At 72.6% G+C, this 13617-nt stretch carries 11 protein-coding genes; 5 read left to right on the top strand and 6 right to left on the bottom strand.

The genetic code is table 11. The annotated features are described in order from the left end of the window. Positions 1-117: 117 nt before the first annotated feature. Entirely contained in the window at positions 118-1713 is a 1596-nt protein-coding gene (locus ACP6CK_RS17710; protein WP_426954623.1) for an ABC transporter substrate-binding protein, read from the bottom strand. A gap of 2 nt (positions 1714-1715) precedes the next feature. Then, complete coding sequence (locus tag ACP6CK_RS17705; RefSeq protein WP_426954622.1) at positions 1716-3314, bottom strand: ABC transporter substrate-binding protein; 1599 nt, start codon at positions 3312-3314, stop codon at positions 1716-1718. 130 nt (positions 3315-3444) lie between these two features. Here ACP6CK_RS17705 and ACP6CK_RS17700 point away from each other — a divergent pair, with 130 nt between their 5' ends. Genes ACP6CK_RS17700 through ACP6CK_RS17685 form a run of 4 tightly spaced genes read left to right on the top strand, consistent with a single transcriptional unit; the run spans position 3445 to position 8514 of the window. After that, entirely contained in the window at positions 3445-4926 is a 1482-nt protein-coding gene (locus ACP6CK_RS17700; RefSeq protein ID WP_426954621.1) for a M81 family metallopeptidase, read from the top strand. Continuing rightward, positions 4923-5678 carry an IclR family transcriptional regulator gene (locus ACP6CK_RS17695; protein ID WP_426954620.1) on the top strand — a complete coding sequence of 252 codons (756 nt, stop codon included), beginning with the start codon at positions 4923-4925 and terminating at the stop codon, positions 5676-5678. Before ACP6CK_RS17700 ends, ACP6CK_RS17695 begins: the two co-directional genes overlap by 4 nt. Before the next feature lie 11 nt (positions 5679-5689). After that, complete coding sequence (locus tag ACP6CK_RS17690) at positions 5690-7021, top strand: aspartate aminotransferase family protein (RefSeq protein ID WP_426954619.1); 1332 nt, start codon at positions 5690-5692, stop codon at positions 7019-7021. Continuing rightward, positions 7018-8514, top strand: a complete 1497-nt coding sequence (locus tag ACP6CK_RS17685; protein WP_426954618.1) for a M81 family metallopeptidase — start codon at positions 7018-7020, stop codon at positions 8512-8514. The genes ACP6CK_RS17690 and ACP6CK_RS17685 overlap by 4 nt, the downstream gene beginning before the upstream one ends. Positions 8515-8582: 68 nt before the next feature. Here the strand turns inward: ACP6CK_RS17685 and ACP6CK_RS17680 are convergent, their stop codons facing one another. Genes ACP6CK_RS17680 through ACP6CK_RS17665 form a run of 4 tightly spaced genes read right to left on the bottom strand, consistent with a single transcriptional unit; the run spans position 8583 to position 12353 of the window. After that, positions 8583-10118 (bottom strand): class I adenylate-forming enzyme family protein, encoded by a 1536-nt coding sequence (locus ACP6CK_RS17680; protein WP_426954617.1) that lies wholly within the window; start codon positions 10116-10118, stop codon positions 8583-8585. Then, positions 10115-10996: an amidohydrolase family protein gene (locus ACP6CK_RS17675; protein ID WP_426954616.1), complete on the bottom strand. Its 882-nt coding sequence runs from the start codon at positions 10994-10996 to the stop codon at positions 10115-10117. Before ACP6CK_RS17675 ends, ACP6CK_RS17680 begins: the two co-directional genes overlap by 4 nt. Positions 10997-10998: 2 nt before the next feature. Continuing rightward, positions 10999-11544, bottom strand: coding sequence for a hypothetical protein (locus ACP6CK_RS17670; protein WP_426954615.1), 546 nt, complete (start codon positions 11542-11544; stop codon positions 10999-11001). Further along, positions 11541-12353, bottom strand: coding sequence for an enoyl-CoA hydratase/isomerase family protein (locus ACP6CK_RS17665; protein ID WP_426954614.1), 813 nt, complete (start codon positions 12351-12353; stop codon positions 11541-11543). Before ACP6CK_RS17665 ends, ACP6CK_RS17670 begins: the two co-directional genes overlap by 4 nt. Positions 12354-12565: 212 nt before the next feature. On the opposite strand from ACP6CK_RS17665, the gene ACP6CK_RS17660 reads away from it, so the two are divergent. Then, positions 12566-13534 carry a Bug family tripartite tricarboxylate transporter substrate binding protein gene (locus ACP6CK_RS17660; RefSeq protein ID WP_426954613.1) on the top strand — a complete coding sequence of 323 codons (969 nt, stop codon included), beginning with the start codon at positions 12566-12568 and terminating at the stop codon, positions 13532-13534. Positions 13535-13617: the final 83 nt, after the last annotated feature.

The following is a 13617-nucleotide window of genomic DNA, read 5'->3' as shown; positions in this document are numbered from 1 at the left end:
CAAGGCTGCCGCGGAAGGCGGATACGGGGCCGCATTCCGCGGCAGTCCGGCAAGAATAGATGAGAGGGGGTCTGGGGGAGAGAATACCTTCTCTCCCCCGGGGCCAACGTGCTGTCATCACCCGCGCTTCGCCACGTTCCAGAACACCACCGTCTCCGGCACGGAGAGCAGCCCGTCCAGGCTGTCCCGCCACGCGGCTGGCAGGATGAACTGGCCGAACGGGAGATAGACGGTGATCTCCATGCCGCGGCGCTGGATGTCCTCGGCCAGGGCGCGGGCGCGGGTGGGATCGGTTTCCCGCACCCAGGCGGCGCGGAGGCGCTCCAGTTGTTCGTCGCAGGGCCAGCCGAACCAGGCGCGGTCGCAGGCGGCGGACATCGGGATGTGGAAGGCGGCGTTGGACGGGCCCATGGGGCCGCCCGTGGTCATGAAGGTGTGCCAGCCCCGCGCGCCGGGCTCGCGGGAGGCGCGGCGGGTGACAAGCGTGGCCCAGTCCATGGCCTGCACGTCCACGTTCATCCCGGCGCGGCGCAGCGCATCGGCGAAGACGAGGGTGGCGGCGGTGCCAGGGACCTGATCGGTCGGCTGCAGGACGATGATCGGTTCGCCGCGGTAGCCGGCGGCTTGCAGCGCCTCGCGTCCCCGGCGGATGCGGACCTCCGCGGGATCGCGGGAGGTCAGGGCCTCGGCGCCGTGCTCGCTGCCGCTGGGCGAGCCGCAGATGAGGAGGGCGCCGCAGATCTGGCCCTGGGCGGGATCGCCCAGCACCGCCTGGATCATGTCGGGCTGCAGGACGAGGTGCTGGATGGCCCGGCGGATCGCCGGGTTGTCGAAAGGCGGGTTCAGGTGGTTCAGCCGCAGGATGCCCTGGGTGCCGGTCGGCCAGACCGGGCGCACCACGACCCCCGGCGCGCGGCGCAGGAGGGGCACCAGGTCGAGCGGTGCGGTCTCGACGAAGTCGATCTCGTTCCGTTGCAGCGCAGCGGCCTGGGTGGCGGGATCGGGCAGGGTGAGCCACTCCACCCGCTCCACCCGCACCCGCTTGCCGCCGGCATTGCCGGACGCGGGTTCCGCGCGCGGCACGTAGTCGGGGTTGCGCGCATAGGTCACGCGCGATCCCGGCACCCACTGGTCCCGCAGCAGCCGGAAGGGGCCGCTGCCGGTCGCGTCCGGCACCTGCTGCTGGCCGGTCAGGTCGCGGATCAGCCGCGCGGGCATGATGAACATCGGCATCGCCATGGGCTTGGCGAGCGCGAAGAGAAGCTGCCCCATCGGCTCCTTCAGCGTGGCGCGGAAGGTGCGGGCATCCACCGCCTCCAGCGCGCTGAGGAAGCCGTTGATGGATTGCCCCGCCGCGTCGGTCAGCGCCCAGCGACGCCAGGAGGCGACCACGTCCTCCGCCGTCACCGCCGCGCCGTCGTGGAAGCGCAGACCGTCGCGGAGGGTGAAGGTGTAGATCAGGTTGTCGGGCGAGACCTCATAGCGCTCGACCATCTGCGGCTGGACGCGCAGCTCGGAATCCAGTCCGAACAGCGTGTCGTAGACCATGAAGGCGTGGTAGCGCGTCTGCGTCGCCGTGGTCCAAACGGGGTCGAGCGAGCGCAGCTCGCCGTTCAGCACGGCACGCAACGTGCCGCGCGGTTCCTGCGCGGTGGCGGGTGCCGCGAGGAGGAGCGCGGCCGCCGCCGCGAGAAGGACGCGCCGGATCGCCATGCTCAGGCCCTCTTGGTGATGTTCCAGAACACCATCGTCTCCGGCACGCGCACGATACCCTCTACGCTGTCGCGGAAGGCGGTCGGCATGGGGAAGGTGCCGTAGGGGATGAAGGTGGTGATCTCCATCCCGCGCCGCTGGATCGCTTCCAGCAGGGTGCGTTGCTTCGCGGGGTCGGTCTCTCGCACCCAGTCGAAGCGCAGGCGCTCCATCTCCGCGTCGCAGGGCCACCCGAACCAGGAGTTCTCGCAGGCCGCCGACATCTGGATGTGATAGGCGGGGTTGGCCGCGAGCAGCGACCCGCCGATGTTGAAGAAGAGGTGCCAGCCGCGCGGTCCCTGCTCCTTGCTGACGCGCGCCGAAACGATGCCCGCCCAGTCGGAGGAGCGGATCTCCGGGTTCAGCCCCGCGCGCCGCATGGCATCCGCCAGGACCAGGGTGGGCGGCCCCTGGATGGGCTGGTCGGTCGGGTGGAGCATGACGATGGGGCGGCCGTCATAGCCGGCGGCGCGGAACATCTCCGCGGCACGGCGGATGCGGACCTCCATCGGGTCGCGGGAGAGGACGAGCTCGGTTCCCATCTCCACCCGCGTCTCCGGGAAGGAGCAGCCCGTGAGGGAGCCGCATTCCGTCCCGCCGCCCATCTCCCCCACCACGGCGTCGAGAATGTCGCGCTGGTTCACGAGGAGCTGGAGGGCGCGCCGCGCCTCCGGCTTGTCGAAGGGCGGGTTGAGATGGTTGAGGCGGAGCGTGCCGAGGTTGCCGCCCGGCCGCATCTCCACCGTCACGCCGCGGGCGCGGCGCAGGCGCGGGACGATGTCGTAGGGAACCGCCTCCAGCATGTCGATCTCGCCCGCCGTGAGCGCCGCGACGGCGGCGGAGGAATCGGGCAGCACCACCCATTCCAGCCGGTCCACGTTCACGCGCTTGCCGCCGGCAAGGCCGGAGGCGGGTTCGTCCCGCGGGACGTAGTGGGGGTTGCGGAGATAGACGGAGCGGTCGCCCGCGACGCGCTCCCGCGGCTGGAAGATGAAGGGGCCGCTGCCGGTGGCGTCCCGCACCTGCTCGGTCGGCGGCGTCGCGGCCAGCCGCGCCGGCATGACGTAGAGCGGCATGGCCGAGGCCTTGGCGAGCGCCGGGATAAGGCCGCCGAAGGGCTCCTTCAGCCGGGCGCGCACGGTCCTCGGTCCGTCGGCGCGCAGGCTGTCCAGGAAGCGCGCGACCATCTGGCCGGCGGCGTCCCGCGTCTCCCAGCGGCGCCAGGAGGCGACCACGTCCTCCGCCGTGACGGGGCTGCCATCATGGAAGGACAGGCCGTCGCGCAGGGTGAAGTCGTGCGAGAGGCCGTCCGCGGAGGCCTCGTGGCGCCCGATCATCTGCGGCTGCGGCCGGTTCTCCGCGTCGATTCCGAACAGCGTGTCGTAGACGAGGAAGGCGTGGTAGCGCGTCTGGACCGCGGTGGTCCAAACCGGATCGAGCGAGGCGAGGTCCCCGGAGATGGCGACGCGCAGGGTGCGACGGGCATCCTGCGCCGTGGCGGGCCGGGCCAGGGCCGCGGCACCGAGGCCGGCCAGGACGGCGCGACGGGAAACGGCGTTCATGATCGTGGAACGTCCTCGGCCTGCCTGCCCGGGAGCGTAGCGGAGCCGAGCATCACCCTGTCAAGCGGCTTGCGCGCCGCGCGTCCACCGTGCCTGATGGCGCCCGGGACGGACGGGGCCGACTTTCCAGATGGCGGAACACTGGCGGATCGCGATCGGGCAGCTCTCCCAGGAGACGAACCACTTCAACCCGGTGCCGACGACGGAGGCGGATTTCGCGGCCAGCGGCATCCTGCGCGGCGACGCGGTGCTGCACGGCTGGGGCGAGGCGCGGCGGGAGGTGCCGGGCTTCCTGGAAGTGCTGCGCGCGGCTGGGCACGAGGCGGTGCCGACGCTGGCCGCCTGGTGCCCCGCGGCGGGCGGCCCCGTCTCCCGCGCGGCCTTCGAGGCGCTGCTGGGCGGGCTGCTCGACCGCCTGCGCGCGGCGGGGCCGGTGGATGGCGTGCTGCTGGCGCTGCACGGCGCGATGATGCTGGAGGATTCCGACGACGCGGAGAGCGAGATCATCGCCCGTGTCCGCGCGGAGCTCCCGCCCGGCACGCCGGTCGGCGTCTCGCTGGACCTGCACGGCCACGTCACGCCCGCGATGCTGCAGCCGGACGTCTTCTTCGTCGCCTACCGCGAATACCCCCACATCGACATGCAGGAGACAGGCGAGCGCGTGGCGCGGCTGATGCTGGACCGGCTGGCCGGGCGACGGCGGCCCGTGATGGCGCTGGCAAAGCGGCCGATGGTGGTGTCCCCGGTCGGGGCGCGCACGCCGGACCCGCCGCTCTCGGACCTCGTCGCCCTCGCCCGCGCGGCAGAGGCGGCGGGAGAGGCGCTGCATGTCGGACTGTTTCCCGTGCAGCCCTGGCTGGACGTGCCGGATCTCGGCTTTGCCGTGCTCGTCACGGCGGATGGGGATGCAGGCCGGGCGCAGGCGGTCGCGGACCGGATCGCGGAGGCCGCCTGGGCCATGCGGAACCGCTTCGGCCACGGGCTGATCCCGCTGGAGGAGGCCATCCGGATCGGGCTGGCCGGCCCCGGCACGACGGTGATCGGCGATGGCGGCGACGCACCCACCGGCGGATCGCCCGCCGACAACCCCTCCGTCCTGCGGGCTCTGCTGGCGGCCGGAGCCGATCGCCACGACAGGCCGATCTTGCTGACGATGAGCGACCCGCAGGCCGCAGCCGAGGCCCATGCGGCCGGGATCGGCGCATGCCGCGGCTTTCGTCTGGGACATGCCCATACGCCGGGCGAACCCGTGGTGGCGGAGGCAGAAGTCGTCACCTTGCACGATGGCCGCTTCGCCCTGCGCGACGGCGGCGCCACCGGCAGCGTCATTGACCACGGCCCCTCCGCCGTGCTGCGGATCGGCGCGCTACGGATCGCGCTGCGCTCGGCGCCGGGGAATGAGTGGGACACGAATGTCTATCGCTCCCTCGGCCTGGAGCCGTCGGAGGCGGCGGCCGTCTTCGTGAAGTCGCCCGCCCATTTCCGCGTGGCCTATGGACCGCTGGCCGCGCGGGTGGTCGCGGCGGACACGCCCGGCCCCTGCGCCGGCAACACCGCCCGCGTGCCCTGGACGCGCGTGACGCGGCCGCTCTGGCCGCTGGACGACGTATGATGGAGGCGCGCATCCAGTCCGTCGGCCGCGCCGCGGCGCTGCTGGACGGCATGGCCGATGGCGGCTGGCACGCGCTGGGTGCCCTGGCGGCGCTGACGCGGCTGCCGAAGGGCACGGCGCACAACCTGATCGGCGCGCTGCAGGATTGCGGGCTGGTGGAGCACGACCCGGCGCGCGGCGCCTATCGCCTCGGCCTGCGGTTCCTGGCCCTCGGACGCGCGGTGGAGCGACGGCTGGACCTCGTGCCGATGCTGCGCCCCCTGCTTTTGCGGCTCTCGGCGGAGACCGGCGAGACAGTGAACCTCGCCGTGCCGCGACCGACGGACGCGATGATCGTCGAGAGCCTCGAGGGCACGCGCCACGGCGTGCGCGTCTCCTCCTACGCCGGCACCGCCGCCGCCTACCACTCCACCGCCTGCGGGCGCGCCCTGCTGGCGCACCGGCCGGAGGCGGAGCGGCAGGCCCTCTACGCCCTTGGCCCGCTGCGGGCCGAAACCCCGGGCACCGTCACCGATCCCGCACGGCTGGAAGCCATCCTGGCCGAATGCCGCCGTCGCGGCTGGACCGAGGAGCGGGAGGAGAACGAGCCCGGCGCCTGCTGCGTCGCCGCGCCCGTCATGGGGCCGGGCGGCGCGGTCGCCGCCATCTCCGTCGCGGGTCCCGCCGCACGCATGGACCCCCGCACCACGGCCCGGCTGGGGCGGATGCTGCGCGACGCGCTGCGCCCCATCGAGAGCCACCTCGCCGCCTAGGATACCGCATCATGGACCACGCCGCCCCCGACCGCTTCGCCACCTCCCGCGCGCTGATGGAGCGGTCGCGCCGCGTCCTGGCGGGCGGCATCTCCTCGCAGTTCCGGGCCTACACGGCCTTCCACCCGATGTTCTACGACCGGGCGCAGGGCGCGCGGGTCTGGGACGTGGACGGGAACGCGCTGCTGGACTTCACCCTCTCTCAAGGACCGATGATCGTCGGGCACTCGAACCCCGAGGTGATCGCGCGGGTGACGGAGGCGGTCTCCCGTGCCCAGCTTTTCGCCGGGCAGCACGAGGCGGAGCTGGCGCTGGCGGAGACGCTGCAGCGCCTGATCCCCTGCGCGGAGCGCATCCGCTTCGCCTCCTCCGGCTCCGAGGCCGCGCATGCCTGCCTGCGGCTGGCGCGCCACGTCACCGGCAAGCCGAAGTGGATCAAGTTCGAGGGCCATTATCACGGCTGGCTGGACCAGGTGTCCTGGAACGTCACCCCGCCCCCGCCGGGCGCGAACGACACGGGCGACGCGCTGGACCCGGTGCCCTGGTGCGGCGGGGTCGCGGAATCCACCGCCGCCGACGTGGTCGTCCTGCCCTGGAACGACCTGGACCGCGTGGCGCGCGTGCTGGAGAAGCAGGGGCACGAGATCGGCGCGCTCATTACCGAGCCGGTGATGTGCAACCAGGGCTGCAACGAGCCGCTGCCCGGATTCCTCCAGGGCCTGCGGGATCTCTGTAACAAGCATGGCGTGGCGCTGATCTTCGACGAGATCATCACGGGCTTCCGCATCGACCTCGGCGGCGCGCAGTCGCATTACGGCGTGACGCCGGACCTTGCCCTGTTCGGCAAGGCGCTGGGGTCGGGCTTCCCCATCGCGGCCATCGCGGGGCGCCACCGCTTCATGGCCCCGCTGGAAGAAGGCGGCGCCTACCACGCCGGAACCATGAACGGGAACAATGCCTGCGTCGCCGCCGCGCAGGCCACGTTGGACGTGCTGGAGCGCGACGACCGCGCGGCGCATCGCCGGATCGTGGCGCTGGGCACGCGGCTGCGCGATGGGCTCGCGGAGGCCGGCGCGGCCAGCGGCCTGAACTTCCGCACGCAGGGGCCGGGACCGATGTTCTGGGCCGGCTTCTCCGACGTGCCGCGGCTGCTGAACGCCCGGCATGTCGGCGCGACGGACAAGGCGCTGGGCGGCGACTTCGCGGCCCGCCTGCTGCTGGAGAGCGTGCGGATCATCGAGCGCGGCCTGTGGTACGTCTCCGCCGCGCACACCGAGGAGGATGTGGAGGCGGCGCTCGCCGCCGCGCGCCGCGTCCTGACGGCCATGGCCGCCGCGCGATGAGGCGCGTCTTCGTCGCCGGCCTGTTCCACGAGACGCACGGCTTCGTGGAGGATGTCACGCGCATGTCCGACTTCCGTCGCCTGCGCGGGGCGGAGGTGACGGCGCGGCTGGGCGACGGATCGGTGATGGATGGCATCCTGGCCGTGGCACGGGAGGAGGGGTGGGAGGTGGTCGCCGGCCCCGACTGGTCCGCCATGCCGTCGGGTCCCGTGGACCATGCCGTGCTCGTCGCCTTCCTGGCGGATCTGACGGCGGACCTGCGCGCGGCGGGGCCGCTGGACGGCATCGTCCTCGCCCTGCACGGCGCGATGACGACGACGGAGGAGGAGGATGCGGAGGGCGCGCTCCTCGGGGCGATCCGGGCGGTGCCGGGCGCGGGGGCGCTGCCGCTCTACGCCGCCTTCGACCTGCACGCCACCTTCACCGACCGCATGGCGCGGCTGGCCGACGGTCTGGTCGGCTACCGCGAGAACCCGCATATCGACGCGCGGGAGACGGGTGTGCGCGCCGCGCGGCTTCTCGCCCGCTGCTTCCGGGAAGGGCCGTCACGCCAGTCCTGGCGCCCGACCCAGGTCATGTGGCCGCCGACCGGCACGGGCACGGCCGATGATCCGATGCGCAGCCTGGAAGCCGGCGCGCGGGAGATCGAGGCGCGCTTCCCCTATAGCGTCCGGGCCGTGACCGTGACCGGCGGCTTCGCCTTCGCGGATGCGCGGGATGCGGGTGTCGCGGTCTCCATGGTGCTGGGCCGCGAAGACCCGGAGGCCGAAGCGGCGCTGGACACGCTCGCGGCGAGGGCGTGGGAGATGCGTGCCGCGGGCCTGCCGCGGGAGCACGGGCTGGACGAGGCCGTGCAGGCGGCACTCCGCGCCCCGCGCGGCCCGGTGCTGCTCGTCGAGCCGGCCGACAACATCGGGGGCGGCGCGCCGGGCGACTGCACGCCGATCCTGCGGGCGCTGCTGCGGCACGGCGCGCCCTCCGCGGGCGTGGTGCTGAACGATGCCGCGGCGGTCGCGGCGCTGCAGGGGATCGAGATCGGCGGGACGGCCGCCCTGCCGCTCGGCGGCCGGGGCTGGAGCGGTGACAGGGGCCCGGTCACGCTGCCCGTCACGCTCCTCTCCCGCTCCGACGGCCGCTTCACGCTGGAGGATCGGAACTCCCACCTCGTCGCGTCGGGTGGCGTGGACATTCGCATGGGCGATTGCGCGGTGGTGCGGCACGCCGGGATCACGATCCTGCTGACGTCCCGCAAGACGCCGCCCTTCGACCTGGGGCAGTGGCGCAGCCAGGGGGTGGAACCGACGGCGCTCGGGATCATCGCGGTGAAGGCGGCGGTGGCGCATCGCCGGGCCTATGACCCGATCGCGGCCGCGTCCTTCACCGTCGCGACGCGCGGGCCCTGCGCGTCGGACCTGTCCCTCGTGCCGTTCCGGCGGCTGCGGCCGGGGGTGTTCCCGCTGAGCGAACCCGCTCCGCCTTCCGCGGCAGCCTGACAAAAAGAGAAGAGAGGGGGCCGGGGAGAGAATTCCTTCTCTCCCCCGGAAGCTACCCGTGTCACGGGTCAGACCCGCCGTTCCAGCCGCGGGTGCGGCCCGTCACGCAGGACGTGATCGGCCAGCAGCACTTCCCGGATGCGTCGGCGCACGATCTTGCCCTGCACGTTGCGCGGAAGCTCGGCCAGGCTGACATGCAGGCGCGGCTGCTTGGCACGCGCCAGACCGGAGACGGCGGCGCGGGCGCGATCGGGCCAGCCCTCATCCGCGCCTTCCGCCACGGCAACGACGATCTCGCCCCAATACTCCGAGGGCAGGGAGGCGACCGTCACAGCAAAGGGCTCGCCGCCCGCGGCCAGGACGCGCTCCACCTCGTCCGGATGCACCTTATAGCCGCCGGACTTCATCACGTCGGCCATGCGGCCGACCAGGTGCAGGCGGCCCTGGGCGTCGAAGCGGCCGAGGTCGCCGGTCTCGTGGAAGGCGCCGCGCGGCAGGGGGTGGAAGCCCGCCGTGTCGAAATGGCCGGCGCAGATGTGCTGGCCGCGCAGCAGCACCTCGCCATCCTCGCCGGGGGCGACCGGCGCGCCGTCCTCGCCGCGCAGCATCACCTCCACGCCCGGCCCGGGCCAGCCGACGCAGACGCCGTCATGATGCTCGCCCTCCGCGTAATAGGCGTCGGTCTGGGAGGCGGAGAGGACGCAGATCGGGTTGGTCAGCTCCGTCTTGCCGTAGGTCACGCGGATGACCGGCCCGAACATCGCGCGCGCCTTGGCGTAGAGGGCCGGGGCCAGCGGCGCGGTGCCGCAGAACACGGCGCGCATGCCGGGGAAGCTCCGGCCCGGGAAGGCGGTGACCAGCTTGGCCAGCACGGTGGGCGGGGCGAAGAGGTGGTCCACCGTGCCGGCCTCCATCAGCGCGCCCATGGCCGCCGTGTCCGCGCCGTCCAGCAGTGTCACGCTGCCGCCCCGCTCCAGGAAGGCCATGGTGAGGACGGAGGCGCCGTGCATGTAGGGGGTGACGAGCAGGATGTTGCTGCCCGGCCCCACGGCGCTCGGCGCCGTCGCGCGCTGGAGCAGGTTGCCGATCCAGCGCGCGCCATGGGTCTGCACGATCGCCTTCGGCCGCCCGGTGGTGCCGGAGGTGAAGCCGATCCGGCCATGCGCGTCCCGGGGCACCGGCGGCAGGGCGGACAGGTCGCCGCGCGCATCCGCGAAATCCTCCACCAGCACGGGCGTGCAGCCGAGCGCCGCGAAGCCGTCCGCCGCCGCGCGGGTGGTCACGACGCGGCGGAGGCCGGTGATCGCCAGGTTGTGGCGCAGTTCGTCCGCGCCGAGAGCCGGGTTCAGCGGCGTCTCCGCCGCGCCCGACAGCCGCACGCCGAAGGCGCCCCAGACCGCCGCGTGGCCGTTGCGGAGGGAGGTACCGACCGGTTCGCCCGGAGCCACCCCGGCCGCTCGCAGCGCCTGTGCCAGGGCCGCGGCCCGCCCGCCGAGCTCGCGGTAGGTCATGCCGCTCCGGCCGTCCGAGACCGCCACCCCGTCGCCATGGGCGTCGCAGACCGAGCGCAGGTCGCTCGCCCAGGTCACGCCGTCCTGCATCATGCCGTCACCGTCGGGAAGCCGTAGAGCTCCCAGGCGTTGCGCGAGAGGATGCGGTTGCGCGCGGCCTCGTCCGGCACCCATTCGAGCATGAGGTCGAGCAGGTCGCCGTCATTCGGCATGCCGCGTTCCGGCGCCATGTTCGCGTGCGGCCAGTCGGAGGCCCAGACCAGCCGCTCCGGCGCGTGGCGCACCAGTTCCCGGGCGAAGGGTGTCATGGCGGCATAGGGATAATCCTCCGCCATGCAGCGCATGGGGCCGGACATCTTCACCCAGACCCGCCCGGTCTCCAGCATCTTCAGGATGGTGCGAAAGGCCGGCTGATCGGTGCCGCCCGCCGCCGGCACGGCCCCGAAATGGTCCAGCACGATCGTGTTCCGCAGCGCCATGAGCTGATCCACGTGCTCGAGGATGTCGGCGCCGCTCGGATAGAACTGCACGTGCCAGCCGAATTCCGCGATCCGCGCAGCCAGGTCCGGCAGGATTTGCGGGAAATGCGACCCGCGCTTGCGGCTGACGAAGCGCACGCCGCGCACGCCCAGCGCATCCATCTTCGCGATCTCCGGGGAGGAGAGGTCATCGCGCGGCACGATCACGCCGCGGAAGCGGTCGGGATAGTCTCGCAGGGTGTCCAGCAGGAGTTCCGGGTTGCGGCCATAGCCGCCGGCATTGACCATCACCGCGTAGCGCAGGCGAAGCGTCTCCTGCAGAGCCATGTAGGTCTCGGCCAGCGCGTCCTCCGCGTGATAGGGCGTGCCGGCATCGAAAGGGTAGCGGCTGACCGGGCCGAAGAAGTGGCAATGCGCGTCCACCGCGCCCGGCGGGCAGACGAGCTTCGGCGTCTTCGGGTTCGGGTCGGGCGGCTGGCTCTGCAGGACCATGTTCAGCGTTCCTCCATGGGCAGGGCGGTGAAGCAGTCGGTGACCGCACCGTCTTCCTGCGGGTGCGGCGGGGCCTCGGTGGCCAAGTGGAGCAGCGTGCTCCCGCCCGCGGCCTCCTCCGCCAGCAACAGGACGCGGGATGTGCCGGGATGCGAGGCGATCCTGGCGGCGCGGTCAGCGGTGGTTTCTCTTGTGGTCCAGCGGTGGCGCAGCAGCACGGCCGGCGCGCGGCCATGGGCCGGGCCGGACAGGTCCTGGACGACCGCGTAGAAGCGCACCTCCAGCACCTCCCGCGCCGGGACGATGCGGGCCTTCCAGGGCGTGTTGACGGCGGCGTCGTGGCTGGCGGCACGGAAGCGCTCCGTGCTGTCCACCTCCCAAAGGTTCAGGAAGCGGCGGGGGATCATGTCCGACCGGAAGCGGGTGACGGCGCGGTATCCCGGCAGGCCGAGCAGCAGGGGGATGTGCTCCTCCGCCTGCCAGCGCAGAAACTCCTCCTCCCAGCCGGGCGCGAGGCCGCTCTCGACCGTGTAGACGGCGCCGCTCATCGGCCCTTCCACTGCGGGGCGCGCTTCTCGTTGAAGGCCAGCACGCCCTCCCGCCGGTCCTCGCTGGCGACGAGGCGGTTGTAGCACTCGATCTCGAATTCCAGGCCCTGGTGCAGCTCCACCTCCATGCCGTTGGCGATGGAGCGCTTCGCCTCCCGCACCGCGAGAGGGGCGTTGCCGGCGATGGCGGCCGCCGTTTCCAGCACGTCCCGCATGAGGGATTCGCGGTCGCAGAGCCGGTTCACCAAGCCCCATTCATGGCCTTCCTCCGCGGTGAAGGGCCGGCCGGTGAGGATGATCTCCTTCGCCCGGCGCTCCCCTACGGCGCGCGGCAGCATCTGTGTGCCGCCGGAACCCGGCAGGATGCCGCGCGTGACCTCCGGCAGGGCGAAGCGGGCGCCGCGCACGGCGTAGATGAAGTCGCAGAGCAGCGCCGCCTCGCAGCCGCCGCCATAGGCGTGGCCGTTCACCGCGGCGATGACGGGGATCTTGCTCGCCAGCAGCCTGTCGCGGCCCTGCTCGAAGATGTGGTGCTGGGCCTGCCAAGCCTCGTCCGTCATCCCCTGGCGTTCCTTCAGGTCGCCGCCGCCGCTGAACAGCTTCTCCCCGGCGCCGGTGAAGACGGCGCAGCGCAGGTCGCCGGGCGCCTCGGCCAGCCGCGTCCAGACCTCCAGCAGTTCCCGGGCCATGCGCGTGTTGCGCGCATTGCCCACCTCCGGGCGGTTCATGGTGACGACGAGGATGTGCTCCCCCTCCAGCCGCGTCAGCAGCGTCTCGAAGGCGGGAAAGGGGCTGGGCGCTGGGGTCACGGTGACGGTCCTCCGGAGGGGAGGATAGGCGGGCGCCGCCTCCCTGCCTGCGTCCGGGACTCGGCCAGTTTGATGCAGGCGGTGCATCTTCCTCGGCCGGACCGATGATCGGTACGCATCAAATCGGGTCCGCTTTGCGGGCATCCCGGATGCGCGGCCTGTGGCAGGCTGCGCCGCAAAGGCCGCCCCGGGCGGCCAGGGGACGGAACGGCATGACGGGTCTGGCGAAGCTCACATGGTCCCGGCGCGGGCTGCTCGGCGCCGCGGCGCTGCTGACGACCGCGGCGGACGAGCCCTATCCCAGCCGTCCCGTCCGCATCCTGCTGGGCCTCAGCGCCGGCGGGCTGGCGGACATCTCAGCCCGCCTCGTCGCGCAATCCCTGGCGGAGCGGCTGGGGAAGCCCTTCGTGGTGGAGAACCGGCCGAGCGCGGGCGGGATCGTCGCTGCCCAGGCCGCGGCCCGCAGCGCGCCGGACGGGCACACGCTGATCTTTCTCTCCTCCACGGCGGCGATCAGCCGGGCGCTGTTCCGCAACCTGCCCTACGACCCCGTCGCGGACTTCACCCCGATCATCTCGGTCATCCACTTCGACCTGATCCTGATGACGAAGCCGGATTCGCCCATCCGCACGCTGGCGGACATGCGCGCCCCGCGGGACCGCCCGCTCCTGCTCGGGACCCATCCCAGCGGCACCACGCAGTACCTTCTGGCGGAGAGCTTCCGCCTGCAATCCGGCGTGCCCGTCACCCTCGTCTCCTATCGCAGCACGCCGGAGCTGTTCACGGCGCTGCAGCGCGGCGACGTGGACATGACGATCGACGGCTATGCCGCCCTCAGCGGTCCGTTCGAGGCGGGGCAGATCCGACCAGTCGCCTGCTCCGGCCAGCGCCGCTCCTCCTTGCTGCCCGAGGTGCCGACCCTGGCCGAGATCGGCATCCCGAACTGCGAGCTGCTCGGCTGGAACGCCCTCTTCGCGCCGGCCGGAACCCCGGCGCCGATCGTCGCCACCCTGCACCGCGAGGTGCTGGCGACGCTGCGCCTGCCCGCGACCCTCGCTCGCATCCGGCAACTCGGGGTGGAGGTGGGGGCGCTCGGTCCCGAGGAGCTCGCGGCGCGGCTGCGGGACGACATCGCGGCCTACAACGCGGTGATCGATCGCGCGGGGCTGGAGCGGCAGTAGCGGCCCTGGACGGCCACGCCACATCTTCCAGGAATCCCATTTTGTTCGACAGTTATGTCCTACAATCTTGCCCTTCAACAGAA

It is taken from the genome of Muricoccus radiodurans, from assembly GCF_050154705.1.
Lineage (GTDB): Bacteria > Pseudomonadota > Alphaproteobacteria > Acetobacterales > Acetobacteraceae > Roseomonas > Roseomonas radiodurans.
This window is presented reverse-complemented; position numbering and strand designations above follow the sequence as displayed.

What these genes read in the sequence shown, in the direction of transcription:
- ACP6CK_RS17705 (WP_426954622.1), bottom strand. Translation starts at nt 3,314, where the DNA reads ATGAACGCCGTTTCCCGTCGCGCCGTCCTGGCCGGCCTCGGTGCCGCG.
- ACP6CK_RS17690 (WP_426954619.1), top strand. Translation starts at nt 5,690, where the DNA reads ATGGACCACGCCGCCCCCGACCGCTTCGCCACCTCCCGCGCGCTGATG.
- ACP6CK_RS17680 (WP_426954617.1), bottom strand. Translation starts at nt 10,118, where the DNA reads ATGATGCAGGACGGCGTGACCTGGGCGAGCGACCTGCGCTCGGTCTGC.
- ACP6CK_RS17710 (WP_426954623.1), bottom strand. Translation starts at nt 1,713, where the DNA reads ATGGCGATCCGGCGCGTCCTTCTCGCGGCGGCGGCCGCGCTCCTCCTC.
- ACP6CK_RS17660 (WP_426954613.1), top strand. Translation starts at nt 12,566, where the DNA reads ATGACGGGTCTGGCGAAGCTCACATGGTCCCGGCGCGGGCTGCTCGGC.
- ACP6CK_RS17685 (WP_426954618.1), top strand. Translation starts at nt 7,018, where the DNA reads ATGAGGCGCGTCTTCGTCGCCGGCCTGTTCCACGAGACGCACGGCTTC.
- ACP6CK_RS17700 (WP_426954621.1), top strand. Translation starts at nt 3,445, where the DNA reads ATGGCGGAACACTGGCGGATCGCGATCGGGCAGCTCTCCCAGGAGACG.
- ACP6CK_RS17695 (WP_426954620.1), top strand. Translation starts at nt 4,923, where the DNA reads ATGATGGAGGCGCGCATCCAGTCCGTCGGCCGCGCCGCGGCGCTGCTG.
- ACP6CK_RS17670 (WP_426954615.1), bottom strand. Translation starts at nt 11,544, where the DNA reads ATGAGCGGCGCCGTCTACACGGTCGAGAGCGGCCTCGCGCCCGGCTGG.
- ACP6CK_RS17675 (WP_426954616.1), bottom strand. Translation starts at nt 10,996, where the DNA reads ATGGTCCTGCAGAGCCAGCCGCCCGACCCGAACCCGAAGACGCCGAAG.